Below are 22,652 nucleotides of genomic sequence, written 5' to 3' on the forward strand. Positions count from 1 at the left end.
AAAAGTCCGCGAGGTAGCGGACTTTCTTCGTAATAAGGAATTGTATTAGTCCGTGTAACATTAAATAAATGATGAAAGTATTGATATATCAATATTTACACGACTTTATAAATTAATTAGCCCCACTTTTAGCCCCAGTTCTGATTTCTAAACTTTTGCTGAACACTTCCATTGTCTGTTCTTCCAACTCTTTCATTACATGACCGTAAATTTGGTAAATCATTGCTGGGGTATTGCCTAAACGTTCAGCAATCACCTTTACGTTTTGTCCACCATTCAGTAAAATCGTGGCATGAGTATGACGTAAACCATGAAAAGTAATTTTAGGCTCGCCATCATCGTTTAATATACCAGCCTTGAACATAGTATCTCTAAACAATTTATGGATCGCCATACCATGTAATGGATTATTGAATTCAGTGATAAATATAAATAGCTGATCGTCAAAAGACTTACCATGCTTCAATAAAATTTGTTTACACCATATTTGATATTTTTTGAGTTGGTCAATCACAAGATTATCAACTAAGATTTTCCGGTAACTATTTTTAGTTTTAGGTGTGCGTGTACCTTTTTCATCTCGTGTACGTTCAATAGTAATCGTGTTGTTTTTGAAGTCTATATTTCGCCATTGTAAGCCGCAAGCCTCACCTTTTCGCATACCTGTATAGACGGCTACTAATAAAAAAGTATAATTTGTAATGTTTTCATACCTTTTTGCTACTTCAAGGAATTCATTTAACTCCTCAATTGTTAAAAAGTTATTCGTTTCTTTCGTCAATTCAGCTTCGTTCTTAATAACAACTTTCGTGAAGCGATTACGCGCAAGTAATTCCTCTTCAACAGCTGCATTAATAGCAATTTTAAAAATTGAGTGGAACAAATTAACGGTACCAGGTTTAAATTTTTGCTCTATTTTATCAATAAATACTTTTTGGTACGTTATTCGGTCTAGCTTTTGAAGTTTAAAGTGACCAAGTAGTGGCTTTAAATGGTTTTTAACTGTTAATTCACGTTGCTTCATTGTGGTAACTTTCCACTTATTTTTATTCATTTCAAGCCAAGTATCAAGCCATTGCGATATAGTTATGTTATCATTTTCTATAAGTTTCGTTTCACCACGCAGTGTTTGAGCCTTCACTTCAAGAAGGGCTTGAATAGCTGCTTTTTCTGTTTTAAAACCACTTTTTTTCTTCTCTTTCCGTTTACCTGTTAATCCATCATGATACTTGTGCCGGAACATCCACAATTTTTCACCTTTATTATTGAGGTAAGAATAGACTTCTTTTTCTTTCGTTGATTTAACTAATTCCAATTTAATTACATTCCCTTCATCGCTTTTGGTGAGCATGTGTGTAGGGATGAGATTAGATTTAATCGAGAATGGTTTTAATTATTAATCGTAACTTTTCTTGCGTTTCTTCTGGAATTTCAATGCCTTCCTTAAAGAAGTAATACTTGCCTTCGTTATTTGGATTCAAGTATATGGCCGTTTGTATATCTCTATTATAGTTGTCGATACCTTGCCATCTTTTAAGACGTTTTTCAGCCTCTTTTTCAGTGCTTGTTGTTTCATCCATTGCTAAAGCTTGTTGGATAACAGCGCTATTAACAGTGTTTTGTTCTATTTTTTTGAATTTCTGAACTATTTCATAAAAATTGTGTATTAATTCTTCACTTGCTTCGATTTCATCAGTATTATTTAAAATCGGTAAATAGTTTTTCTCTGAAAAAACTTGCTTGAATTCCTCGAATGTATTCCAATTTTCATAATCACTGGGTTTTAGAAGTTTTAATACTTTCATTATGTTGTCTGAAATATCCAAGTCAGTACCTATATCAACATCAGATAGATGGACAAGGTAAGAAAATGATAAATCGAGCTCTCTTGATAAACTTAATATAATTTCAATGGAAGGATTATTATTTCGTCCAGTTTCTAATTGTGATAAATAAGGGTGAGAAATCCCAATTGTACTCGCCATTTCTCTTAAAGAGATTCCCTTCAATTTTCTAGCCTCTCGAATAACTTCTCCAAAAGTTTCATTTTTCATATTTTCACCTCGTATCAGTATTCTTTTTTATAGCTTACTTTTAAAATGGTTGCTAGTCAAATGAAAGTGGTTCGTGGCGGTTGATGATGGTTGACGAACTACCATTATTGATATACTATGTTGATAAAGGAGGTGGATGAAATGTTAAAGTTCGTCTTGAAAAATCCTACTGAATTAAAAATGACAATTGCATTGAATGGGCTTAGTATTAGAGGTTTTTCTAAGGAAATAGGGCTTTCTCATTCTTTTTTATCGCAAGTGATAAACGGAAAAAGAAATCCATCGGCTGCTACTGCTAAAAGAATTTCTACAGGTCTACAAAAGAATATAGGTGATTTTTTTTTAGTTTCACTGGTAGATGAACTACCGTCGAGGGGGATGTGGAATGATTCCAGCGAGAATTGAAGTGGTTGTTGATGAGAAATTAGTCAAAGAAGAAATAAAAAAACAAGTAGATGCAGCGGTAGTTAGTCAATTATGGTTTTGCGATGCAAATAAGATAGCAGAGTTATGTTGTCTTTCTGTGAGATTTTTAGAAGAACACATATTTAGTGATTATCGGATGCGAGCAATTCAAATTCAGAAGAACCGTAAACGTATCTGGAGAGCAGACAAGGCTTTTGAAGTAATCGAAGAAATCTTCGGTGAGTGGTAGTAAAAATATAAAATAACGCTTTTGGTGAGCAAAATACAACAGGGATTAGCGCAACAATGAAAGTAGGTGAATATATGGAACAAGCAACAAATACTCAAGAATTCATTCTTCCAGAAATAAAATCGGATTCTTATTACAATATTCCGCTAGAATTGCAACAACTTAAAAATTGGGTTGTTTGGAAATACGAAATACGAGGTGGCAAAAAGACCAAAGTACCGTATCAATCTAATGGAGACTACGCGAAATCAAATGATCCAAATACATGGGATACGTTTGAAAATGTCGTAAAAGCCGCAAGGAGTGGTCGTTATAGCGGGATCGGTTTTATGTTTTCTCAAAACGATTGCTACATGGGTATTGATATTGATAAGTGTTTTATCAATGGTAAGTTCAATGGAACTGCAGAAAAATTAATAGACTTACTAGATTCATATACAGAGTTTAGTCCAAGTGCTACAGGTGTTCATATCATTGTGAAAGGCACTTTACCGGAGTATGTAACGCAAACAGGCTTTAAAAATGAAAGTTATGGTGTTGAAATATATAGTTTTGGGCGGTATTTTACGTTCACTGGACGTTTAGAAAACGAAAATGAGATTCAAGAGCGTACAGATGAAATTTCAACAATCATTGATGATTACTTTACAAAAGAACAATTGGCACAATATACGGAAACTACTCTCAATGCCGAACCTTTTAATTTTGAAGAAGATACAGCGACATGGCAGAAAATGTTTGCAGATTCTAAAACAGGTAAAGATATTCTCGCTATGTATAAAGGTGAGTTAATTCGTAATGGAGACCATTCCAGCACAGATTATTATTTGTGCCAAGAGCTAGCTTATTATTGCGATAAAGATTTTGTAAAGATGGATAGGATGTTTAGAAATAGTGGTCTTATACGTGATAAGTGGGATAGGCGAACTGGAGAAATGACGTATGGAGAAATATCGTTATTAAAAGCTGCTGCAAGTAAAAAGAAAACTATTTCGAACTACAAAAAGCATGATAATGATAGTCAATCTTCTGTAAGTTACAAAGATTCTCCTAAAGTAGATCTTCAAAAATTATTAGGTGAGAGACGTTTCAAAGAATTGGAAAGCGCTATAAAGGCATGGGAAACAGCTGGTGGAAAAGGTAAGAAGCCGAGTACGATTTTACCTATTCGATGTGCAATCGTATTACAAGAATATATTTCGTTTGTATTATTCGATTTAGAGGAAAATACAAGGCTCGCTATGTACCAGCCAACAGAAGGAACGTACACAAATAATACGACATTAATCAAGCGTGTAATTAGCTGGTTAGAGCCTACTTTCAATGAAGCGAAAGCGAATGAAGTAATTTATCACTTAACGAACCAAGCACAGGTGAAAGAAAGAACAGCAAGCAGATTTTTGATACCAGTAAAAAATGGTGTATTTAACCTTAAAACAAAAACATTAGAATCGTTTAGTTCTAATTATGTTTTCACTGCAAAAATTGCAACTTCTTATGTTGTTGGCGCAACAAACCCAGTAATTGATGGTTGGGATGTCGAGAATTGGCTAGATTCTATTGCTTGTGGAGATGCGGAAATTGTCAATTTATTATGGCAAGTATTAAACGATTCGTTAAATGGGAATTTCACTCGCAAAAAATCTATATTCTTGCTAGGCGAAGGAAACAACGGTAAAGGTACATTTCAAGAACTCATTACAAATTTAATAGGTGTGCAAAATATTGCTGCATTAAAAGTGAATGAATTTGACGAGCGTTTCAAGATGAGTTTGTTAGAAGGTAAAACAGCTGTTATTGGTGACGATGTACCAGCGAATGTTTATATTGATGATTCATCCAATTTCAATAGCGTAGTTACTGGAGATCGAGTAATAGTTGAGCAAAAAAATAAACCAATTTATAGTACAGTTTTTCGTTGCAGCGTTATCCAATCAACAAATGGTATGCCTAAGTTTAAAAACAAAACTAACGGTACTATTCGACGAATTGTGATAGTTCCATTTAACGCAGACTTTAATGGGGCTTTTGAAAACTTCAAAATTAAAGATGAGTACATTAAAAATGAAGAAGTTTTACAATATGTTCTCCACAAAGCTATTAATCTGGATTTCGAGAAATTTGATATTCCGTCTGTATCAAAAATTGAATTGGAAGAATTTAAACAGGACAACGATCCAATTCTTGATTTTAAAATCAACATTTTTGATGAATGGAAGTTAAATGAAGTTCCTAAAACAATTGTTTACGAAATGTACAAGCGTTTTTGTAATGAAAATGGCTATAAATATATTTCAGATAGAAAATTCCACAAACAATTCAAAATGCAGCTAACAGATGAATGGATAGATGGATTGAAGCGTTTTGATTGGACAGAATTAAACAAAATAGGTGACTTAGATTATATGGGTATCGGTTTCCCAGATAAAAGCAAGCCACAGAAAACATATAAAAACGAAAAACTGAAAGTTGTATAACTGGAATTTGTAACTGTAACTGAAATATGTAACCGAAAAAAATCTTTCAGTTACATGCATTTCCCTTGTGGCAGTAAGGTTTGAAATACTTTGTAACTCTGTAACCGTAAATCTATTAACTTTTAAAAATTAAAAACTAGTTATTAATATATGTTTCTATTAAATATAAAAAAAGAAGTGAAAATTACGGTTACAGTTACAAAAATAATCGCACCCCTTGTTGCAGTGAGGTTTGTTCGTGTAACTCAAAAAAGTAGTTCGGTTACAAGTACAGTTAATTTCAGTTACAAAGTTCAACATACCAATATAAATTGTGAAAGTTTGAAAGGAGGTGAACCTATGACAATTAATAGGAAGGTTATATCAATTCATTCATAGTGATCTATGTATACAGTCATTTGACAAAGCATTACAACTATATAGCTAGGAGGAACACACAATGAAAAAACTAACTTACTTTGATGGTGAGAAGCTACGAAAAGTAGCAGAAGGACATAACGATGTGGAATATATCAACTTTAATGAAGAAAGCAAATTAGCAAAAGTAAATTACAACAATGGAATAGTAGTTACAATCACAAGTCCATACATGACAATCGAAGAAACATTCGATGTTGAAGGTAGTATTCAGTTTTTAAGTGGAATGAACTTCTAATTGAGACCACAAAGACAATGCAATCATTCTAGATGCAGAACATTAATTGATTATGACCAGCACTATTGTGAGAGCCACAAGCCACGCACACAACGCAAACAAGAATCCTATGCAGAGCGTATGGAAAAGGATGGGCAATACAGACGATTTTACAAAAGCAAAAGCTGGGAAAACCTATCATTTCGTTACCGCCTATCCCATCCTATATGCGAGGAATGTATCCAGCTAGGACTAGCGGTAAAAGCGGACGTAACAGACCATATTGTGGAGATTAAAGATGATTGGTCAAGGCGGTTAGATGAAACAAATTTACGCAGCTTATGCCATCATCATCATGCGATTAAGACAAAGCGAGAGCAGATGAAACGTTCCCTTCTATAAAAAAAGAGGGGGGCTAATTCTGTGGACGTGAGGACCGTTGAGGAGTCCTTTCTTCGCATAAAATGCCTTTTATAAAGTTATTTTTAGTAATCAGATTATTAATAGTAAGTTAAATGTGTTATACTCTTAATAGAACAGGAGGTTGGAAGAATGGGGAAAAAAATCAAATTGATTGAGCCAACAAAGGCGCACATTTCCAAAGCCGAGCGGTTAGATCGTGAAGCTATGCGAGAAGAATTATTTGAATATCCCGACTTGAATACACAGCCTCCAACATTTTTGACAGGTGAGGCGCTAAATGAATGGAATCGGGTTGTGCCTCTACTACAAAGTGACATACCTATTTCAGAATTAGATTATTCTCTAATCACTTCTTACTGTGCAGCGGTTGGGACAATTATAGATTGTCAGAACGATATTAATAAACGTGGTGTGATACTAGCCGATACCGAAAAGCCTAATCCATCGGTTAGAGTGCAATCTCAAGCGATGAAAGATATGCGAATGTTAGCAAATTCATTGGGCATGAGTTTAGATTCCCGAATGAAACTAGCACTCAATAAAGTAAAAGAAAAGCCTGTAGATCCATTCGAAAGTTTGTTAGGCAGTGACTAATTTTGCACTTGAATATGCGGATAAAATCCTTTCGGGTGAAATATTTGGTGGGGAGAAAATAAAACAGGCGTGTGAGCGTTTTAAACGTGATTTGGAGCGTTCACAAAATGACGACTTCCCTTATTATTTCAACGAGCAACAAGCAAATAAAGCAATTGCTTTCATTGAATTATTACCTTCTACAGATGGTTCAAAGATTGAAATGCTACTTTTTCAAAAATGGATTCTTTCAGAGTTATATGGCTGGCGTGAAAAAGGAACAGAAAACAGGCGTTACAATCGTGCATTCATTTCCATGTCACGTAAAAATGGTAAAACCTATTTAGTTTCAGGCATGGCTGCCAACGCTTTATTAATGGAACAGCAACCAGCAGAAGGTAGACAGATTTTATTCGTATCAAATGCACTCAAACAAGCGAAATTGGGCTATAACATGATGAAAAATAGCCTAAATAAAATAGTGAAACAGTCGGAATTTATGCGCCACCGATTAAAAATATTAAATTCTGAAATACGTGATCTATCTTCTAATAGCTTCGCAATGGCATTAGCGAGCGATACATCTACTCTTGATGGCTACGCTGGAACAACCGTCATTATTGACGAATACCACGAACAGAAGGACAGGCGTGTATATAACGTTCTCAAATCTGGTATGGCACAAGAGGAAAACGGCTTACTTGCAATTGTGTCAACTGCTGGACTAAACGTGAATGTACCAATGTATGAAGATTATGAGTTACTTTCTCAAGTGCTAGACGGCAAAGAAAATGCAGACCGTTATTTCATTGCGATATGGGAAATGGATTCAAAAGATTGGATTGAAGATGAAAGCAAATACATTGCGGCCAATCCTATTTTCGAGCATGAGGAAATTAAACGAACGATGTTACCAGCTATTCGTGATGATGTTCAAATCGCACTCAAACAAAATAACTTAAATGCGGTATTGGTGAAAAATTTTAACATGTGGATGCAAGCAAGCGAGGATTCTTATATCAGTGTGGAAGATTGGAAAGCTGGAGAAGCAGAAACACAACCGGATATACGAGGGCGTGACATTTATTTAGGTATCGACCTTTCGAAAACAAACGATTTAACATCTGTAAGCTGGTGTGTTCCGTTGATTGAAACAGGACAACTATATTGTGATAGTCATTCATGGGTTGGTACAAAGTATGGATTAACACAAAAAATTAAACGAGATGGCATTAACTATGTAGCACTTGAACAAGAAGGTGAATGTTCCATCACAAAGTTAGCGAGTGGAATTATCGACTACGAGGATATTTTCAATTGGATCATGCAATTTATCCAAGATAACGAATTGAATGTACAAGCGATATGCTACGACAAATGGAACGCTAACACATTGATTACCAAGTTAGAAAAAGAACATCTTCCATTGGTAGAAGTCCGGCAAGGTGTATTCACATTAAACACACCGACCAGGACATTTAGAGAGCAGTTATATGATGGGAATATTATTCATTCCAAAAATAAGTTACTAACATATGCGGTCAATAATGCGATTTTAAAAATTGATAATAATGGTGTCATTATTAATAAGAATCGAAATAGCGAACGTATTGATCCGATAGCTGCATTGATGAACGCATACACACAAGCTATGTTCCATTTTGAAGATATAGAGGGGGCGAAAGCGAATAATGAGTTTTACGTTTCTGAAAACTTTAGTTTTTAGTCATTTACACACCGTTTTATTATTGCTAGGCATAGCATTTATTGTGGCAGCAGTACAGATTTTAACGAATATTGGCTACACACTTTTAACCACTGGCATATTCATTGTAATTATTGCTCTCTTAATTGAAAGGGGGTGGAAAGATAAATGAGTTTCTTTAAAAGTTTAAACACTGTACACGCACGTTCAGAGCCTTTTCTAGACCATCTAGTTAGCTTAACGTCAGATGATGCAACAATCCAATATACAAGCGTTAGGGCATTGAGAAATAGCGATATTTTCGCTGCGGTAAAAATACTTGCTGGTGATATTGCTTCTAGTGAGCTTATGGGGAATGGGAAAATCGTCAAGTTATTGAATAACATGCCTAACACTTATACAGATAGCTGGCATTTCTTCTTTAGTATAGCAGCCAATGTTTTATTGAATGGTAATGCTTTTGCGGAAATCGAACGAGATTCAAGTGGAAAAGTAATAGCGATTCACCAATTAAGCAATAGTGTAAGTGTTAAACAACTCGACAATGGCAGTATTGTTTACGAAACAACTACAGATGATGGCAAGCAGTACAAACTTGATAGCGAGGATATTCTTCACTTCAAGCACTTCACTACAGATGGATTAGTCGGGGTAAGTCCACTATACGCTTTAAATGGTGAGTTGAAATTACAGGATAGTGGCAACAAACTATTGTCTGGTTTCTTTAATCGAGGGGTTAATGGTGGCGGTATTTTAAAGGTAAAAAAATCCGATTTAGATGCAACAGCTAAAGAAGCTATTCGAAAAAAATTCGATGAAGCGAATGGCAGCACAGACAACGCGCTCAAAACAATTGTATTGGATGAAACATTTGAATATACACCAATTCAGATTAATACTGAGATCCTTAAATTAGTCAATTCTAACGATTGGACAACCAAACAAATTGCTAAAGTATATGGGCTTTCTACAGATCGTTTAGGTGTGGAAGCAAATCATAGTAATACAGAACAATCCAACAAAATGTATTTACAAAACACATTAACGCACTATTTAAAAGCGTTTGAAGGTGAGTTATACAACAAATTAGGTGTAGAGATTACCTTCAATGTAGACCGTTTCAATAGCGATGCACAAACCACATTTGAAAATGCGGTGAAGGCAGTGGAAACGTCCATTATGACAATTAATGAAGCACGTAAGAAAATCGGTCTTGATCCTATTGAAAATGGCGATAGATTAATAGAAAAAAATAAAGTCGAAAGTGGGGTAAGTCTATGACAACTGAAGAAAAAGAAAAGCGTTTAACTGAAAATGCAGACCTGGAAGCACCGACCAAAGCACAAACAGGAGAAGCAGATTCAGAAAACGCTCAAAATGATGATACAAAATCAGACGATACAACGCAAGAAGAAAAAGTGATTAGCGGTTACGCTATAAAATTTGGCACACCTTCTAAGGATTTAGGAGGCTTTGTGGAAGTAATCACACCCGAAGCACTTAAAGAAGTGGATCTCTCAAATGTAATTATGCTACATGGTCATGATTACGGTAAGCCCTTAGCAAGCGTAAAGGCTGGGACGTTAAAGTTAGAGGTTGATGAAATCGGGCTTCATTTTGAAGCAACGTTACAAGACACAACCTATGCAAGCGATATTTACAAAAACATCGAAGCTGGCATTGTGGATTCAATGTCATTCGGTTTCGAAATTGGTATAGATTCATTTGATAAAAAAGAGGACGGAATTGTTACACGTAGCATTGAAAAAATGAATGCGTTACATGAAATTTCAATTGTTACGATTCCAGCTTATAACGAAAGCAATGTGCAAGTTAATACACGCTCATATGAAGCATGGGTAAACCAAAACAACAATACGAAAGAGGTAGATAATATGGCTAAAACACTATTAAATAATGAAAAAACTGAAACACGTTCATTCGAACAATATATTCGTTCGCAAGGGCAAGTACGAGATGGTTTAACAACAGTGAATGCAGATGTAGTCATTCCGAAAGATGTTATTGGTGAAGTATTCGACCTTAAACGTCAACGCTACAACCTAGCACAATACGCTACAGTAAAAGAAGTTTCAAACGGTCAAGGTAAATATCCAGTAGCAACAAATCAAGAAGCGACACTTGCAACAAAAGCAGAATTAGCTTTAATTTCAGATGTGGAAGCCGAAATGTTTACACCAGTTGAATATAAAGTTGAAACGCGCGCTGGTAAAATTGCACTCTCAAATGAAGTGGTAGAAGATTCAGCCGTTGACATTGTGGCAGAGGTAAAGGCCCAACTTGAAAAGCTGGTGGAGAACACAGACAATGCGAATATCATTGCAAAATTAAAAGCCTTCACGAAAGTAACAGGTACAGGATTAGATGACTTGAAAAAAGTGAGTAATGTTACACTAGATCCAGCACTTAGCAAAACAACAATCGTCAACCAAGATTCATTTAACCATTTGGATACATTAAAAGATGCAGATGGGCGTTATATCCTTCAACCAGATGTAACAGCACCAAGTGGTTATTCATTATTCGGTAATCCTGTGGTAGTAGTATCAAACAAATTACTGCCTTCTCCAAAAGCCGGCACATATCCAATGATTATGGGAGATATTGCACAAGCCATTTTTGTAGCACGCAGAAACCAAGTTACTACGCAATGGGAACAATTCGATTACTACAGTCAAGGTCTGGCAGTTATTGTTCGTAATGACTATCAAGTAATTGATGCAGACGCAGCACGTTATATTGAAATTACACCAGCTTAATTTGATTCATAAAGGGATGGGCGTTATGTCTATCCCTATTTTTATAGAAAGGTAGGAATGATATGAACTTAGTAACGGCAACATTAGCAAACATTAAATTATCTTTGCGTGTAGATCAAGATTATGATGATGAAATAATTATGGCACTACTTGAAACAGCCAAGCAATACGTGAAAGATGCTATTGATAGTACCAGCACAAATGGTGTTATAGAGGGATATAAGCAGTATGATTGGGCAGTTAGCCTATTGACACAACATTGGTATGAAGGGCGTTTTGAAGCACCAAAGGAACACATTCCAACAACCGTACAGGCGTTACTTCAACAAATGCGAGGTAAATACTATGCTGGCGAGTAATTATAGACATCGTATTCGGATTTTAGAAGTAACTATTGAAGTAGATGAACTATTACAAGAGATTGAAGTGATTAAAGAAATCGGTTCGTTTTGGGCTGATATTCGCACCTCAAAAGGAGAAGATATTCAAACAGCCGGTACGGAGTTTCAAAAGAATACTTTCCGTTTCATCATGCGGTACAATCCAACAATCCGTAGCAATATGATTATTGAATATCAAGGGCAACGCTATGATATAGATGAAATCGTCAATGATAATATGAGGAATAAAACACTTACCATTATAGGTAGAACTAAATTAGGTTTATAAAAACCTCCTAAAATAGATTGTAAATAATATGGAACTATCACTCTAGTAATTCCACTTGTTACCATGATATTATATTTATTGTGGAAGGAGTGAATAATGTGCGGAATTATACTCAAAGAGAAGCGAAAGTAGCTATTAGAAGTCTAGATACAGCAGTAAATGAGTTATTAACAACAAGTTATGCCACATACCAATCCAAAATAAATCACTTTAATGAACTATCAATTTCAAATCCAATTATCGAATCGATAATTAAACCCTTTAAGGAAATTAAAGTTGATTTTGACGAAATTCATTATAGACAAAATGGTTTTCGGATTGATGAGGTAAGATTGCCAACTGATGTAAATGGTAGAATTGCATATTTGATTCAGATATTTGGAAAAGTTTCAACAGGAGAAATAGTCTTTGAAAAATATACCCATGCCATCTATAGACATCAAAGATTTGAGGATAACATACAAGAGTTTATGTATGATATTGCAAGACCTCAATTATTAGAATTGACTTATATACTAAATGATTTATTAGAATATGAAGTTGATGGTAAAGAAGTAATAACAGAAGCATCTTTTCAATTAATAAATCACGGTTCTATTATTGCTCATCAAGGCAGTAATTTAGCTTTGGGTAAAGATATTCAACAAACAGTATCCAATAATACTTTTTCTAAAGAACTGATTGAAAAAATTGAAGGCGTAGAAGATTTTACAGATCCACAAAAAAGTGAATTAAAATTATTGGCTAGTGAAGTACAAATTGAAATGGGTAAAACAGAACCTTCTCCAAGTAGGTTGAAAGAATTGGCTGGAAAAGTATATGAGATTGGAGAGAACGCGGCTTTAAAAGTTTTTACTACTGTAGTAAGCGATCCAAGATGGGGTCAAGCGGCTGCAGAAACTATGCTGAGTATTTTATAAAATATACTTTATAAGAAGACTATTTATATTTAACTAAGCAACTACAAAAAAAGTGGTTGCTTTTTATTATAGCTGAAGGACACCCGAATTATTGGGCGTCCTCTTTTTTATTTGGTGTGTATTCTATTAAATCAGAGATGTCGCAATCTAAAGCGATACATAACGCTTCTATAGTATTTAGATCAATTCGTGTTACCTCATTCTTTTGCAACGCATATAAAGTATTTTTATTTAATCCACTTTTCTCCACTAATTGTGGAACTTTAATTTTTCTTTCAAACATTATTCTATCCAATGTAATTTTTATCAATATAATCCCTCCTAATTCAATTATACAATGAAGTTGGTATTTTTTCATAATTACTATTGACTAAATATTAACTAGTATGTACAATGAAGTTAGTAAAAAGTACAATGAAGTTAGTACAAATCTATTTGAAGACCATCAAAGGTTAGTCGGTGAATGGACTAGAAATAGCCGATATCTAGAAAGGAGAGAGAAAATGAAAGTTACAGCTAAAGAATGGCGTGTCATGTCAGATCACAATAAACAATTACTTTTAAATGCGGTAGCAACTAAATAAAACATAGATGAAAAGGGGAATGAGAACATGCAACAACAAACACAATACACTTTAAGAACAGTCGCACATGAGAATAGTAGCAATGCATATATTTTATCTGCACAGATGATTCAATTGGAGGTAGTACAGGGTGCTGTAGCTCGCTTAATGGATAGAATTGACGAGATTACACATAAAGGTTGGGATAGAAATCCAGGAATGGCGTGTTGTGCAATTGATGAAATACGAGATACAGTGCGTCTAATTGATATGGCTTTATTTCCGTTATACAAGGAAATGTCAGAAGAAGTAAAAACCCTTAACATTCACGCACAAGAATTGTATGATACTGTAATTAGTGAATCAGAAGTTCAAAGTGTGTAGTTGAGAGCAAAATTGCGCTCTGCTCAAAATTAAGTATATATTGTGAGCTGAATTTTCAGCTGAGAGTTTTATGGTCAGGAATTCAGTGGTAAAAAAGAGCTCCCGGTTTAAGCCGAGAGCTCAGTATATTACAATTTAACATTACGTGTAGTAAAAACCGGTTCGTCACAAACAGTGCATTGCGCTTGATACGTTTCTTCCAAATATTTACCGTATTGACCCTTTTTTTCTTTAGAGTCATAGTATTCACCAAAGTATTGGTTTTCACACGTATCACAAGTGATGATTATCTCTTTCATATTTGTATCCTCCTTCTTTCATATTTTTCATTACTTTAATATCAAAACCCATTCTACAGAAAAAGACAATGATAGCATTTTGATATAATTGATAGAATATAGATAAAGGAATGTTTCAAAATGTGCTGTAACTCTTCAATACTAAAATGAGCAAAAAAATGTTAAAGGTAAATGATTCCTTTTTGTCGAATTGAGTAGATGAAAAGGGAAGTGAATATTATGAGTGAGATAGAGTTAGAAAAAAGATTAAGAATCGGAACTATCCAAAGTGGATTAAGGAGGGCGTATAATAGGTTAGAAAGCGATATAAATAGAACAAAAAATGATGAACAGTTTAATCAAAAAGTTTTTGATGTAAATGCATCAATTTGTGAACTCTTATTTTGGGTGAATGCTAATGATGAATGGCAATGTAAAAACAATGAAACATCCTATTTGCGTAAAAAGCAACCTAAAAAGGATGGTGCAGGTGAACTATATGGATTGAAACATGCATACAATGCATCAAAGCATAACATGAGCTATGTGAACCTCTTTAGCTTTGAAGGAACGAATGATTTTATAAAAGGCTCCAATTTAAAAATAAAAGATCCTTCAACACCAGCAATATGGGTAAATTGTCCAGATGACGAAGAGCATATTAATCAAGTCCTAAATTATAGAAAGTATCTTAAAGGTAAAAATGTTTTAACCACCTTTAATAAAGCAATAACGTTTTTAAATAAGATGAATAACCAAGTGATATTTCGGTAATAAGTATATAACCTGAAAGTTCATTTAACATTCGCACTCTCCGACTGAGGGTGCTTTTCTTATGTCTTCCACAGATTATTGTGGAGGGCGTTTATTACTTAGATTTGATCAACAAAAAAAGATTGAAGTTTAATAGCCCCAATCTAATTATTTCATCTATACAAACATGCCCACCAAAGCGTTAATAATAAGTCCTGAATTTAGCCCCAATTAGCCCCAAATCAGCCTCGAAAATTAGCCCCAATTTAATGTTATTTAAAGTGTTTATATGCATTGTTGATAAAAAATAAAAAGCCTACAGAATATTGATGTAGTAGGCTTTGTGGGAATTAATTATTGCTCTTTACAAAGTAATTTTATTAGTCCGTGAAGCATAAAGATGATAAATAACCTAACATTAATAAAAGACCAATACCCATTGTGATATCCATGCTCATGTTTTGTACCTCCTTTTAAAAAACGACACATTTATCCTGCATACTGCGAGTAAATGCCCTATTAATTAGTTTGGGGCAACAGGATGATGGTCATACAAGCGTTTTCCCAGGATGTGAAGTTTTTACTTTATACATAAATATTGTACAATGAATTTTAAAATTATGAAACCTTTTATAGGGCTTATGCGTATATATTAGTAATAGAATTACCAATTTGTACATAAAGAGAAGGTGTATATTAATGAAGAAATGGGTTCAAAAAAGTATCGTTATTATGGTTGCGTTTTTAACATTTGGATTAATTACGCCAACACATGAAATATGGGAAGCATTTGATCATAATCCGTCAAATCGTGCATCTATCGGACCATCATCTGGGACAAGCACTGCAGAAGCGGCTGCTATTCCGATAGAACAAACAGAAATACAAGAAGACCCTATTGACTACAGTACATTGCTCGTTGATGCGGCGAAAGAGCAGTCCTATGTGAAATTCGGCACAAAAATTGGCCCGAAAATTAGCAATGAATTTGACTCTATTATCTTCCCTAAAATGGAGGAAGCCATTGCAATGACAGTAGAAGGCTTAGACGATGCATCATTAGCATCGTTAACAATTTCAGAGAAGCCAAGTGGTAACTATGGTGAGAAAATTTTTAATATTACTAGCAATGAAACAGGCATGGATTTAATTCGCTTCCATGTTCGTACAGAAAAAAGACCACAGGATGGCTATTATTACAACTTCCACTACCACAGTGCTGAGGACGACTTTATGGCACACAATAACTTAGGGGATATATACTGGGAGAAAAACACACCTCCGAAGTGGTTGTCTTAAAAATCACGAAACACTCGTTTAAAATACGAGTGTTTTTTGTTTGTAAACATTGATAAATCAACGTTTATACTGATTGGCTAAGTAATTATATTTATACCTTATATGGGTGGGGGAGAGAGAAAAAAGGCGAGTGCCCCAAAAAGTGCCCCAATTTCATGTTTTTTTTGATTTCCTCAGAATCTTTAAAGGAACTCAGATTGATAATTTCATCCATAAGATTAGATAAGTGTGCTTCATCTGTTTCAATAGTATATAAATTTAAGAAGCAAGCTCCCATCCACTATATTTACACACAAGAATAAAGTGGTGCTCTTTCTACAACCGTCTATACATTTGTTTTTTTAGTTTAATAAAATATACAGAAAGTTATATTTTTTATTAGGGGGTGATTCTTTGTCAAACCAAACATCAACAAGTCAAAATAGAAAGTATACGATTACCACAGGACCATTTCTCGTTCCATTGGATGCTGCATTTGGACAGCCTAATAATCGACTTGTGATTCTTATTAAAAATCCTACAAGCAAACCACTAGAGGCTAATGTTGTGATTGAATATTGCCCTTCTTTACAGCTTTCAACTGAAGGGATAACACTTCCTTTTATAACTAATCAGAAAGAAAAACCTTTTCTAGAAGGTCTTCCGTCAACTGTTATACCTCCAAGGAGTTGTACTCGATTGGAATTCGATATTAGTTCTCTTGTAAATGGAATACTTCATGTTAAATCTACAGGCGATTATTTAGTAGGAGAACGTCCATTACTTGGAAAACTTGAAATCGAAGTGGTTGGGGGATCAGGCCTTACTAGTCCTACAAATCCTGGCCTCTCTGTTGCAGATCCTTCCATGGTATTCCATTATGGTGATATGAAGGTTATCCTTTAGGGACGTTAGATTATATAAAAAAATCATAAACCGAGCAAGAGTTGCGATAGAAGCACCGAGCTCGGTTTCATTTATTGATGATTAGCTAGTGAAAATAGTAAGAGATAAACTAGAAAAACAGAAGTAAGTATTTGGTGGAAATTTAATCTTTCAGTCGAAAGTTTGATGTAGAAAGGTATTACTTTGAATAATATATTTCTAAATTATATGGTAGGGAGAAGAGTGGTTACATAGTCTTAGAAGTCGAAATTAAAGAATAAGGGACCGTCATTAAAGAATTTTTGGTGTTGAAAAAGAAATGTATGTTTTGTAATGTGGAACATAAAAATAAAAGGGGGAGTATGATGAGTAATCGAAATCTTATACTTCGAAATGTAGTTGAAGATGATCTTCCTATTTTTTTGAGCATCAACAAAACTTTGAAGCCAACTATTTGGCTACCTTTACTAGTAAGGACCCCAACAATTGGGATAGCTTCATTATACTCTAGAACAAAATTCTTACAAATCAAGATATTATTAAGCAAACGATTATAGTCGAAAATAACGTAGTTGGATATGTTCTATGCTTTGAGCAGTTCGGAGAATCAGAAGTTAGCTATTGGATTGGAAATGAATATTGGGGAAAAGAGATCGCAACCAAAGCTTTACAGGATTTTCTAATACATGTTACAATACGTCCCCTTTATGCTCGTGCTGCTAAAGACAATGTAGGATCTCTTAGGGTTTTAAAGAGATGTGGATTCACGATTACAGGTGAGGACAAAGGTTTTTCCAATGCACGCAACAGAGACGTACAGGAGTTTATACTCACTCTCAATTAAAACTTAAGTCGAGGTATTATTGATTGCTTGGCTTTGTCATCCTTGTTGCATTGATTATAATAGTAAATCTAAATCAGCATTGATATGAATAAAGTCTATCCAAAAAGCCTTCCCCGTAATGGAGAAGGCTTATTTTTATTACTGAGTGATACGCTCGAAAAACGCTTTTGTTTTTTCTATATCCGTTACATGTCGATTGCATGTTTGGCTATCTGCGCAAATGTAATTACTATAATTCGTGAACGTTCCAACGACTTGCCCTTTTACAGACGTTGTAAATAGGCCAACATCAGAATGGCGGTTACATAGTGCACATATTCCTTTAATTGTATTGTTAGAGAAAGTTCCTTTAATTGCTTTTAGCTGTTCATCTTGTTCCAGTACGACATATTTTCGATGTGTACCAGGATCATCCCAAGCTAAATAACAAATTTGCTGAAAATCCATTTCTTCAAGCTTCGGTAGCTTGATCTTTTTTTCCTTTTTAAAAAGGCTCTTCACTGTGCTAGCAGTAACTGCTTTGAATGGGATTACGTATGGTTTTAATTGCTCTAAATACACTTCACCCTGTGCACGATCTGTCACATTAAAAAGCTGTTCAATTAGCTGAGTTTCCGCAGTGGAGAGCGATAATTTAGCTGTAATTTCGCTTTCAACAATACCATGTACGGCAAGGATAACGTTTTTATCCTTTGTCGTTGCAAGTGTTTGTATAATTTTTTTCATTTGCTGCTCAAGTAAATGATAGTTCGCGACCGTTAAAAACGGCTGAATTGTTTGTTTTTCCATTTGAATTCACTCCTGAATAGTAGGCTTTTTTATTAAAGGTTACTGGCCTAAAGAGATCCTTCAATCTATGTTATATGCGTTAACTTTTCTAGACCTCTTTGACCTGTAAAGTGTTTGGTCTAGAGCAAGCATTACAAAAGAATGCGTCCATTTCGATTCCTCCTTGAAAAGAAAACTATCCTTATTATAACATTTTTTAGGAATTAAATAAAGTTAGAAAATTCACTTATTTTTATATGTAATATTTGGTATAATAGTTTAATATTTGTTCATCACCCGAAGTTATCTATGACATTTTGATAAAAAACTGTCATGTAAATAGGTTGATTGGAGTGGAGACTGGGCGACTCCTTGGGGAATAGCGATTAGAGGAACGAAGGCTAAAACCATCACATCCTGTGATAACACCTTCGTGACCAACATCGTGTTGGCCCGAGACCCTGGAGCGAGCATCGCGAGTGAAGCGGCTCATCGGACGCCCCCAGGAAAGCGCCCAGTCGGAACGGAAATCGACCCCCACGATATGGTGATGAACTTGAATTTTTGAAAGGGGGAATTTTTATGAAACAGTTTATCCGTCATGAAAATTTATATATTTGGAGAGGGATTGTTAGTAACTAACATGGGATGTTTAGTACTAATAGACCTTCCAAACTCTTAATCTATTGAATATCTAGGAGGACTATTATGCTAAATCAACAAGGATTTAATTTATGGGCTGATGGTTACGATAAAACGGTTCAGCTAAGTGAAGAAAGCAACCAATATCCATTTGCAGGATATAAAGCAGTATTAAATACGATTTTTAACGAGGTCATGCAAATACCGAAATCAACTGTTTTAGACATTGGATTTGGCACCGGGGTGTTAACGGCAAAGCTTTATGACAATGGGCATACGATCAATGGATTCGATTTCTCCTCAAAAATGATCGATATTGCCGAAGAAAAAATGCCTGATGCAAACTTAATGGAGTGGGATTTGTCAAAAGGGCTGCCAACAGCACTTCTTCATCAAAAATATGACGCTATTATAAGCACCTATGCATTGCATCATTTTACCGATGAAATGAAGGTGCAATACATTAAAGAATTATTGTTACATCTAACACCTGAAGGCAAAATTTTTATCGGCGATATCGCGTTTAATACAAGAGCGGACCTTGAAAAGTGCCGTGAAGAAAGTATTGGCTATTGGGATGATGATGAATTTTACTTTGTCCATGAGGAAATGAGTTCCTTATTAAAAGGAGTATGCCAATTAGAATTTTACCCGATCTCGCATTGTGGTGGGGTTTTTGTACTTTCGAATTTTGCGTTGGAAGATGCTTAGATGATTATTTCTGATTATATATATGGTGAATTCGAGATAGAGGATATGTTAGCGGAACTTATTACGAGTAAACCGATGCAAAGATTAAAGGGTATTCATCAAGGTGGGGCAAGTTATCTTGTAATTAGCTAATGGAATGTAACACGTTATGAACATTCAGTTGGTGTCATGCTGTTAATTAAACAGCTCGGAGGCTCTTTAGAGGAGCAGATTGCAGGATTATTGCACGATGTTTCACATACAGCTTTTTCGCACGTCATTGATTTTGTCCTTGAAAATAAAGCGGAAGATTATCACGAAGATATTTTTATGGATGTCATTAGGTAATCAGAAATTCCTATTATACTAAAAAAATATAACTATGATTATGAACATTTCCTTTTAAATACTGCGAACTGGAGTTTACTTGAACAACCAGCTCCAGAATTATATGCAGATCGAGTAGATTTCAACAGGGTGTGTTCGTCAAGATTCTTTGAGTTTCTCGGTAAATCATAAAAAAGTTTCGATAAATCACGAAAAAGTTTCGATAAATTATATAAAACTCTCGATAAATTCACAAAATTCGTCGATAAGTCTAGTGTTCTTCTCGATAAAACGACTGAAAGGGCTGACTATTGTCAGCCCTTTATTTAAATACTCCTTTTAATATATCGGAAACTACGATATAATCGGTTTACGCGATATAATAAAGGAGTAAATTGTATGATCAAAGATATAAATAACTATTTTACATCGATTTTTTACCATCTGCATACAACGCATGAAGATTCAATTTCGCATCAGAGCGTACGTATTTTACAGATGATTCAAAAGGAAGATGAAGTAACAGTGCGTGATATTGCAGGGTTACTGAATATTTCTCAAAATACAGCGTCTGAGCATATCAAAAAGCTGGAGCGTAATGGCTGGGTGAAAAAGGAGCGGGCCCTCGACGATCAACGTAAAGTACATATTCATTTAACAGCTGATGGGCTTCATGTTTTAAAGAAAAACACAGAATTAGATGATAAAAAACTGCAACATGCACTAAACCAGCTTTCAGAAGAAGATCAACAAATGATTTTACAGGCATTTCGTTTATTAAGCGAGGTGGCTAAATAATGTACACATTTGTAAAAATTCTATGCTCAGCAGCCGTTATTGGTATTGTGACAGAGATTGCTAGAAGATTTCCTAGCTATGGTGGCATTATCGCAGCGCTGCCACTTGTCAGTATTTTAAGCATCATTTGGCTTACTGTGCAAAGTGAATCGAGTGAACATATTCAGCGATTTACGGTTGGTGTAATCGTTGGACTACCAGCAACAATGGTGATGCTATTTGTTATTTATATGGCGATGAAATCATCGATCCATATCGTTTTTGCCATTGGACTTGGTGTCATTTCGTGGGCAGTATTTCTAGGTGTTCAAAAAGCCATAGCTAGTATGTTTAATTTTTCTATTTAGGAGAATGATAGATGACAGTGATTCCTATTCAACAATTACCCCAACAAGATGTGGTGCATTTTTTTACGGAGCATTGGGGAAGTACAGAAATGGTCATTTCCAGTGGAATTTATGACTGTAGTAAATTAGAGGGGTTTGTCTATGTAGATGAACAAAACACGATTTTAGGTCTTGTGACATATAGTATTCGTGAAGAAGAATGTGAAATTATTTCCCTTGATAGTATTGTAGAAGGAAAGGGAATAGGTTCATTGCTAGTACAAGCAGTTGAAGAAAATGCTTTCGAACAAGGCTGTATACTCATCACCCTAATAACGACAAATGATAATTTACACGCATTAAAATTTTATCAAAAAAGAGGTTATCACTTAGTCGAAATTATACAAAACGCGGTCGAACAAGCAAGAGCATATAAACCTGAAATTCCTTTAATCGGCAATGATGGAATCCCAATACGTGATGAAATACGATTAGCAAAGCAATCTGGCTTTTACTGAGTCAGGTTGTATTTATTTTCAAGGTTTCATCACCTACGATTTCTCGCTATACTTGATAAGTAGCAAGAAAGTGAGGAATGACATGAAAAAATTACTATTTGTATTATTATTTAGCGTTCTAGTGGTGGGAGCCGCTTTCATCATTTATTTAAAAAGCAATCCACCGCTCGTCATGAACAGCTATACGAATCCTACAGATAATTCAACTATAAGAATCGTAGAAATAGAAAATAAAGGATTGCGTGAGATAGAGCTTCAACAAATACTCGTCAATGATAAAGTGCCTGAAAGTGCCGAGCTTGTCGTGAGTAAGTCTGAACCGTTTGAAGCGGAGACGAAGCTGGTTGGAAATCCGGATATTACCTATCATAAATTAAGGCAAATAACTATTTTTCCTAGTCAATACATAGATCGTCAGGCCATTGGGAAGCATCCTCAGCATTATGCAGTAAAGGTTGAAGCACTTTCTATTAAAAAAATAACGATTAAGTACAAGTATTTAAAAATACCATTTACTTTAACAGCCGAGTTACAAGCGAAAAAGTGAAGTGAAACTATCATCAGTGGGGTTTTCTTACCCCACTGATTTTTAGTCTTCACCAATGGTGCTTTCAAAGGCAGTTGACCTTTCACTAATTTTGGCTGGGATACTTGTATCAACCGCTTTGCTTATTACTGCATGTAAATGTGGTGTAATGGTTTTAATGG

General features: G+C 34.9%; 28 protein-coding genes and 1 pseudogene. 24 read left to right on the plus strand and 5 right to left on the minus strand.

Going from position 1 to position 22,652, the window contains the following annotated elements:
• Nucleotides 1–112: 112 nt before the first annotated feature.
• The gene (locus ACQKMI_RS19220) at nt 113–1,315 is read right to left on the minus strand and encodes a tyrosine-type recombinase/integrase (RefSeq protein ID WP_427491501.1); all 1,203 of its coding nucleotides are present in this window, start codon (nt 1,313–1,315) and stop codon (nt 113–115) included.
• 58 nt (nt 1,316–1,373) lie between these two features.
• A complete protein-coding gene (locus tag ACQKMI_RS19225) occupies nt 1,374–2,054 on the minus strand; it encodes a helix-turn-helix domain-containing protein (RefSeq protein WP_427491503.1) in 681 nt (226 codons plus the stop codon).
• Between the two features lie 141 nt (nt 2,055–2,195).
• On the opposite strand from ACQKMI_RS19225, the gene ACQKMI_RS19230 reads away from it, so the two are divergent.
• The 12 genes from ACQKMI_RS19230 to ACQKMI_RS19285 all read left to right on the plus strand — a co-directional run bounded on the left by ACQKMI_RS19230 (nt 2,196) and on the right by ACQKMI_RS19285 (nt 12,890).
• A complete protein-coding gene (locus ACQKMI_RS19230; RefSeq protein WP_427491505.1) occupies nt 2,196–2,459 on the plus strand; it encodes a helix-turn-helix domain-containing protein in 264 nt (87 codons plus the stop codon).
• Nucleotides 2,440–2,709, plus strand: coding sequence for a hypothetical protein (locus ACQKMI_RS19235; RefSeq protein WP_427491507.1), 270 nt, complete (start codon nt 2,440–2,442; stop codon nt 2,707–2,709). The genes ACQKMI_RS19230 and ACQKMI_RS19235 overlap by 20 nt, the downstream gene beginning before the upstream one ends.
• 56 nt (nt 2,710–2,765) lie before the next feature.
• Nucleotides 2,766–5,186, plus strand: coding sequence for a phage/plasmid primase, P4 family (locus tag ACQKMI_RS19240; RefSeq protein WP_427491509.1), 2,421 nt, complete (start codon nt 2,766–2,768; stop codon nt 5,184–5,186).
• Between the two features lie 439 nt (nt 5,187–5,625).
• The gene (locus ACQKMI_RS19245) at nt 5,626–5,841 is read left to right on the plus strand and encodes a hypothetical protein (RefSeq protein WP_427491511.1); all 216 of its coding nucleotides are present in this window, start codon (nt 5,626–5,628) and stop codon (nt 5,839–5,841) included.
• Nucleotides 5,842–6,222, plus strand: a complete 381-nt coding sequence (locus tag ACQKMI_RS19250; protein WP_427491513.1) for an HNH endonuclease — start codon at nt 5,842–5,844, stop codon at nt 6,220–6,222.
• 150 nt (nt 6,223–6,372) lie between these two features.
• On the plus strand, nt 6,373–6,837 hold the full coding sequence (locus tag ACQKMI_RS19255) for a phage terminase small subunit P27 family (RefSeq protein ID WP_427491515.1): 465 nt from the start codon (nt 6,373–6,375) through the stop codon (nt 6,835–6,837).
• Nucleotides 6,830–8,542 (plus strand): terminase large subunit, encoded by a 1,713-nt coding sequence (locus ACQKMI_RS19260; RefSeq protein ID WP_427491517.1) that lies wholly within the window; start codon nt 6,830–6,832, stop codon nt 8,540–8,542. Before ACQKMI_RS19255 ends, ACQKMI_RS19260 begins: the two co-directional genes overlap by 8 nt.
• A 147-nt stretch (nt 8,543–8,689) precedes the next feature.
• A complete protein-coding gene (locus ACQKMI_RS19265) occupies nt 8,690–9,802 on the plus strand; it encodes a phage portal protein (protein ID WP_427491519.1) in 1,113 nt (370 codons plus the stop codon).
• On the plus strand, nt 9,799–11,301 hold the full coding sequence (locus ACQKMI_RS19270) for a phage major capsid protein (protein WP_427491521.1): 1,503 nt from the start codon (nt 9,799–9,801) through the stop codon (nt 11,299–11,301). The genes ACQKMI_RS19265 and ACQKMI_RS19270 overlap by 4 nt, the downstream gene beginning before the upstream one ends.
• Nucleotides 11,302–11,363: 62 nt before the next feature.
• The gene (locus ACQKMI_RS19275) at nt 11,364–11,660 is read left to right on the plus strand and encodes a head-tail connector protein (protein ID WP_427491522.1); all 297 of its coding nucleotides are present in this window, start codon (nt 11,364–11,366) and stop codon (nt 11,658–11,660) included.
• Nucleotides 11,647–11,970 carry a phage head closure protein gene (locus tag ACQKMI_RS19280; RefSeq protein WP_427491524.1) on the plus strand — a complete coding sequence of 108 codons (324 nt, stop codon included), beginning with the start codon at nt 11,647–11,649 and terminating at the stop codon, nt 11,968–11,970. Before ACQKMI_RS19275 ends, ACQKMI_RS19280 begins: the two co-directional genes overlap by 14 nt.
• 98 nt (nt 11,971–12,068) lie before the next feature.
• On the plus strand, nt 12,069–12,890 hold the full coding sequence (locus ACQKMI_RS19285; RefSeq protein ID WP_427491526.1) for a hypothetical protein: 822 nt from the start codon (nt 12,069–12,071) through the stop codon (nt 12,888–12,890).
• Between the two features lie 88 nt (nt 12,891–12,978).
• Here the strand turns inward: ACQKMI_RS19285 and ACQKMI_RS19290 are convergent, their stop codons facing one another.
• A complete protein-coding gene (locus ACQKMI_RS19290; RefSeq protein WP_036162304.1) occupies nt 12,979–13,200 on the minus strand; it encodes a helix-turn-helix domain-containing protein in 222 nt (73 codons plus the stop codon).
• Nucleotides 13,201–13,276: 76 nt separating this feature from the next.
• On the opposite strand from ACQKMI_RS19290, the gene ACQKMI_RS19295 reads away from it, so the two are divergent.
• Together ACQKMI_RS19295 and ACQKMI_RS19300 are read left to right on the plus strand one after the other, a co-directional pair.
• Complete coding sequence (locus ACQKMI_RS19295; protein WP_427491528.1) at nt 13,277–13,474, plus strand: hypothetical protein; 198 nt, start codon at nt 13,277–13,279, stop codon at nt 13,472–13,474.
• A 27-nt stretch (nt 13,475–13,501) separates the two neighbouring features.
• Nucleotides 13,502–13,837 carry a hypothetical protein gene (locus ACQKMI_RS19300; RefSeq protein WP_427491530.1) on the plus strand — a complete coding sequence of 112 codons (336 nt, stop codon included), beginning with the start codon at nt 13,502–13,504 and terminating at the stop codon, nt 13,835–13,837.
• Nucleotides 13,838–13,965: 128 nt separating this feature from the next.
• On the opposite strand, the gene ACQKMI_RS19305 is transcribed toward ACQKMI_RS19300, so the two are convergent.
• A complete protein-coding gene (locus tag ACQKMI_RS19305; RefSeq protein WP_427491531.1) occupies nt 13,966–14,136 on the minus strand; it encodes a hypothetical protein in 171 nt (56 codons plus the stop codon).
• A gap of 219 nt (nt 14,137–14,355) precedes the next feature.
• On the opposite strand from ACQKMI_RS19305, the gene ACQKMI_RS19310 reads away from it, so the two are divergent.
• The 4 genes from ACQKMI_RS19310 to ACQKMI_RS19325 all read left to right on the plus strand — a co-directional run bounded on the left by ACQKMI_RS19310 (nt 14,356) and on the right by ACQKMI_RS19325 (nt 17,875).
• The gene (locus ACQKMI_RS19310) at nt 14,356–14,889 is read left to right on the plus strand and encodes a hypothetical protein (protein WP_427491533.1); all 534 of its coding nucleotides are present in this window, start codon (nt 14,356–14,358) and stop codon (nt 14,887–14,889) included.
• A 678-nt stretch (nt 14,890–15,567) separates the two neighbouring features.
• Nucleotides 15,568–16,167, plus strand: coding sequence for a YpjP family protein (locus ACQKMI_RS19315; protein WP_427491535.1), 600 nt, complete (start codon nt 15,568–15,570; stop codon nt 16,165–16,167).
• 393 nt (nt 16,168–16,560) lie between these two features.
• On the plus strand, nt 16,561–17,052 hold the full coding sequence (locus ACQKMI_RS19320; protein WP_427491537.1) for a hypothetical protein: 492 nt from the start codon (nt 16,561–16,563) through the stop codon (nt 17,050–17,052).
• Between the two features lie 532 nt (nt 17,053–17,584).
• On the plus strand, nt 17,585–17,875 hold the full coding sequence (locus tag ACQKMI_RS19325; RefSeq protein WP_427491617.1) for a GNAT family N-acetyltransferase: 291 nt from the start codon (nt 17,585–17,587) through the stop codon (nt 17,873–17,875).
• 138 nt (nt 17,876–18,013) lie between these two features.
• Here ACQKMI_RS19325 and ACQKMI_RS19330 read toward each other — a convergent pair whose 3' ends face one another.
• Nucleotides 18,014–18,664, minus strand: coding sequence for a FusB/FusC family EF-G-binding protein (locus ACQKMI_RS19330; protein WP_427491539.1), 651 nt, complete (start codon nt 18,662–18,664; stop codon nt 18,014–18,016).
• A 687-nt stretch (nt 18,665–19,351) separates the two neighbouring features.
• Between ACQKMI_RS19330 and ACQKMI_RS19335 the strand changes: the two genes are divergently transcribed.
• The 6 genes and pseudogenes from ACQKMI_RS19335 (at nt 19,352) to ACQKMI_RS19360 (ending at nt 22,491) form a co-directional block, all read left to right on the plus strand.
• Complete coding sequence (locus tag ACQKMI_RS19335) at nt 19,352–19,996, plus strand: class I SAM-dependent methyltransferase (protein ID WP_427491541.1); 645 nt, start codon at nt 19,352–19,354, stop codon at nt 19,994–19,996.
• Nucleotides 19,997–20,446, plus strand: a pseudogene (locus tag ACQKMI_RS19340) (HD domain-containing protein); the annotation flags it as partial. It abuts the gene before it with no gap.
• A 255-nt stretch (nt 20,447–20,701) separates the two neighbouring features.
• Nucleotides 20,702–21,100, plus strand: coding sequence for a MarR family winged helix-turn-helix transcriptional regulator (locus tag ACQKMI_RS19345; protein WP_427491542.1), 399 nt, complete (start codon nt 20,702–20,704; stop codon nt 21,098–21,100).
• Nucleotides 21,100–21,447: a DUF3147 family protein gene (locus tag ACQKMI_RS19350; RefSeq protein ID WP_079561061.1), complete on the plus strand. Its 348-nt coding sequence runs from the start codon at nt 21,100–21,102 to the stop codon at nt 21,445–21,447. Before ACQKMI_RS19345 ends, ACQKMI_RS19350 begins: the two co-directional genes overlap by 1 nt.
• Before the next feature lie 11 nt (nt 21,448–21,458).
• Nucleotides 21,459–21,944 (plus strand): GNAT family N-acetyltransferase, encoded by a 486-nt coding sequence (locus ACQKMI_RS19355; RefSeq protein ID WP_427491544.1) that lies wholly within the window; start codon nt 21,459–21,461, stop codon nt 21,942–21,944.
• A gap of 82 nt (nt 21,945–22,026) precedes the next feature.
• Nucleotides 22,027–22,491, plus strand: a complete 465-nt coding sequence (locus ACQKMI_RS19360; RefSeq protein ID WP_427491546.1) for a hypothetical protein — start codon at nt 22,027–22,029, stop codon at nt 22,489–22,491.
• The last annotated feature ends 161 nt before the right edge of the window (nt 22,492–22,652 follow it).

Source organism: Lysinibacillus sp. NPDC097214, assembly GCF_050277945.1.
Taxonomy (GTDB): domain Bacteria; phylum Bacillota; class Bacilli; order Bacillales_A; family Planococcaceae; genus Lysinibacillus; species Lysinibacillus xylanilyticus_B.

What these genes read in the sequence shown, in the direction of transcription:
- ACQKMI_RS19225 (WP_427491503.1), bottom strand. Translation starts at nt 2,054, where the DNA reads ATGAAAAATGAAACTTTTGGAGAAGTTATTCGAGAGGCTAGAAAATTG.
- ACQKMI_RS19230 (WP_427491505.1), top strand. Translation starts at nt 2,196, where the DNA reads ATGTTAAAGTTCGTCTTGAAAAATCCTACTGAATTAAAAATGACAATT.
- ACQKMI_RS19235 (WP_427491507.1), top strand. Translation starts at nt 2,440, where the DNA reads ATGATTCCAGCGAGAATTGAAGTGGTTGTTGATGAGAAATTAGTCAAA.
- ACQKMI_RS19240 (WP_427491509.1), top strand. Translation starts at nt 2,766, where the DNA reads ATGAAAGTAGGTGAATATATGGAACAAGCAACAAATACTCAAGAATTC.
- ACQKMI_RS19245 (WP_427491511.1), top strand. Translation starts at nt 5,626, where the DNA reads ATGAAAAAACTAACTTACTTTGATGGTGAGAAGCTACGAAAAGTAGCA.
- ACQKMI_RS19255 (WP_427491515.1), top strand. Translation starts at nt 6,373, where the DNA reads ATGGGGAAAAAAATCAAATTGATTGAGCCAACAAAGGCGCACATTTCC.
- ACQKMI_RS19265 (WP_427491519.1), top strand. Translation starts at nt 8,690, where the DNA reads ATGAGTTTCTTTAAAAGTTTAAACACTGTACACGCACGTTCAGAGCCT.
- ACQKMI_RS19270 (WP_427491521.1), top strand. Translation starts at nt 9,799, where the DNA reads ATGACAACTGAAGAAAAAGAAAAGCGTTTAACTGAAAATGCAGACCTG.
- ACQKMI_RS19275 (WP_427491522.1), top strand. Translation starts at nt 11,364, where the DNA reads ATGAACTTAGTAACGGCAACATTAGCAAACATTAAATTATCTTTGCGT.
- ACQKMI_RS19280 (WP_427491524.1), top strand. Translation starts at nt 11,647, where the DNA reads ATGCTGGCGAGTAATTATAGACATCGTATTCGGATTTTAGAAGTAACT.
- ACQKMI_RS19295 (WP_427491528.1), top strand. Translation starts at nt 13,277, where the DNA reads ATGTACAATGAAGTTAGTAAAAAGTACAATGAAGTTAGTACAAATCTA.
- ACQKMI_RS19300 (WP_427491530.1), top strand. Translation starts at nt 13,502, where the DNA reads ATGCAACAACAAACACAATACACTTTAAGAACAGTCGCACATGAGAAT.
- ACQKMI_RS19305 (WP_427491531.1), bottom strand. Translation starts at nt 14,136, where the DNA reads ATGAAAGAGATAATCATCACTTGTGATACGTGTGAAAACCAATACTTT.
- ACQKMI_RS19310 (WP_427491533.1), top strand. Translation starts at nt 14,356, where the DNA reads ATGAGTGAGATAGAGTTAGAAAAAAGATTAAGAATCGGAACTATCCAA.
- ACQKMI_RS19315 (WP_427491535.1), top strand. Translation starts at nt 15,568, where the DNA reads ATGAAGAAATGGGTTCAAAAAAGTATCGTTATTATGGTTGCGTTTTTA.
- ACQKMI_RS19330 (WP_427491539.1), bottom strand. Translation starts at nt 18,664, where the DNA reads ATGGAAAAACAAACAATTCAGCCGTTTTTAACGGTCGCGAACTATCAT.
- ACQKMI_RS19335 (WP_427491541.1), top strand. Translation starts at nt 19,352, where the DNA reads ATGCTAAATCAACAAGGATTTAATTTATGGGCTGATGGTTACGATAAA.
- ACQKMI_RS19345 (WP_427491542.1), top strand. Translation starts at nt 20,702, where the DNA reads ATGATCAAAGATATAAATAACTATTTTACATCGATTTTTTACCATCTG.
- ACQKMI_RS19350 (WP_079561061.1), top strand. Translation starts at nt 21,100, where the DNA reads ATGTACACATTTGTAAAAATTCTATGCTCAGCAGCCGTTATTGGTATT.
- ACQKMI_RS19355 (WP_427491544.1), top strand. Translation starts at nt 21,459, where the DNA reads ATGACAGTGATTCCTATTCAACAATTACCCCAACAAGATGTGGTGCAT.
- ACQKMI_RS19360 (WP_427491546.1), top strand. Translation starts at nt 22,027, where the DNA reads ATGAAAAAATTACTATTTGTATTATTATTTAGCGTTCTAGTGGTGGGA.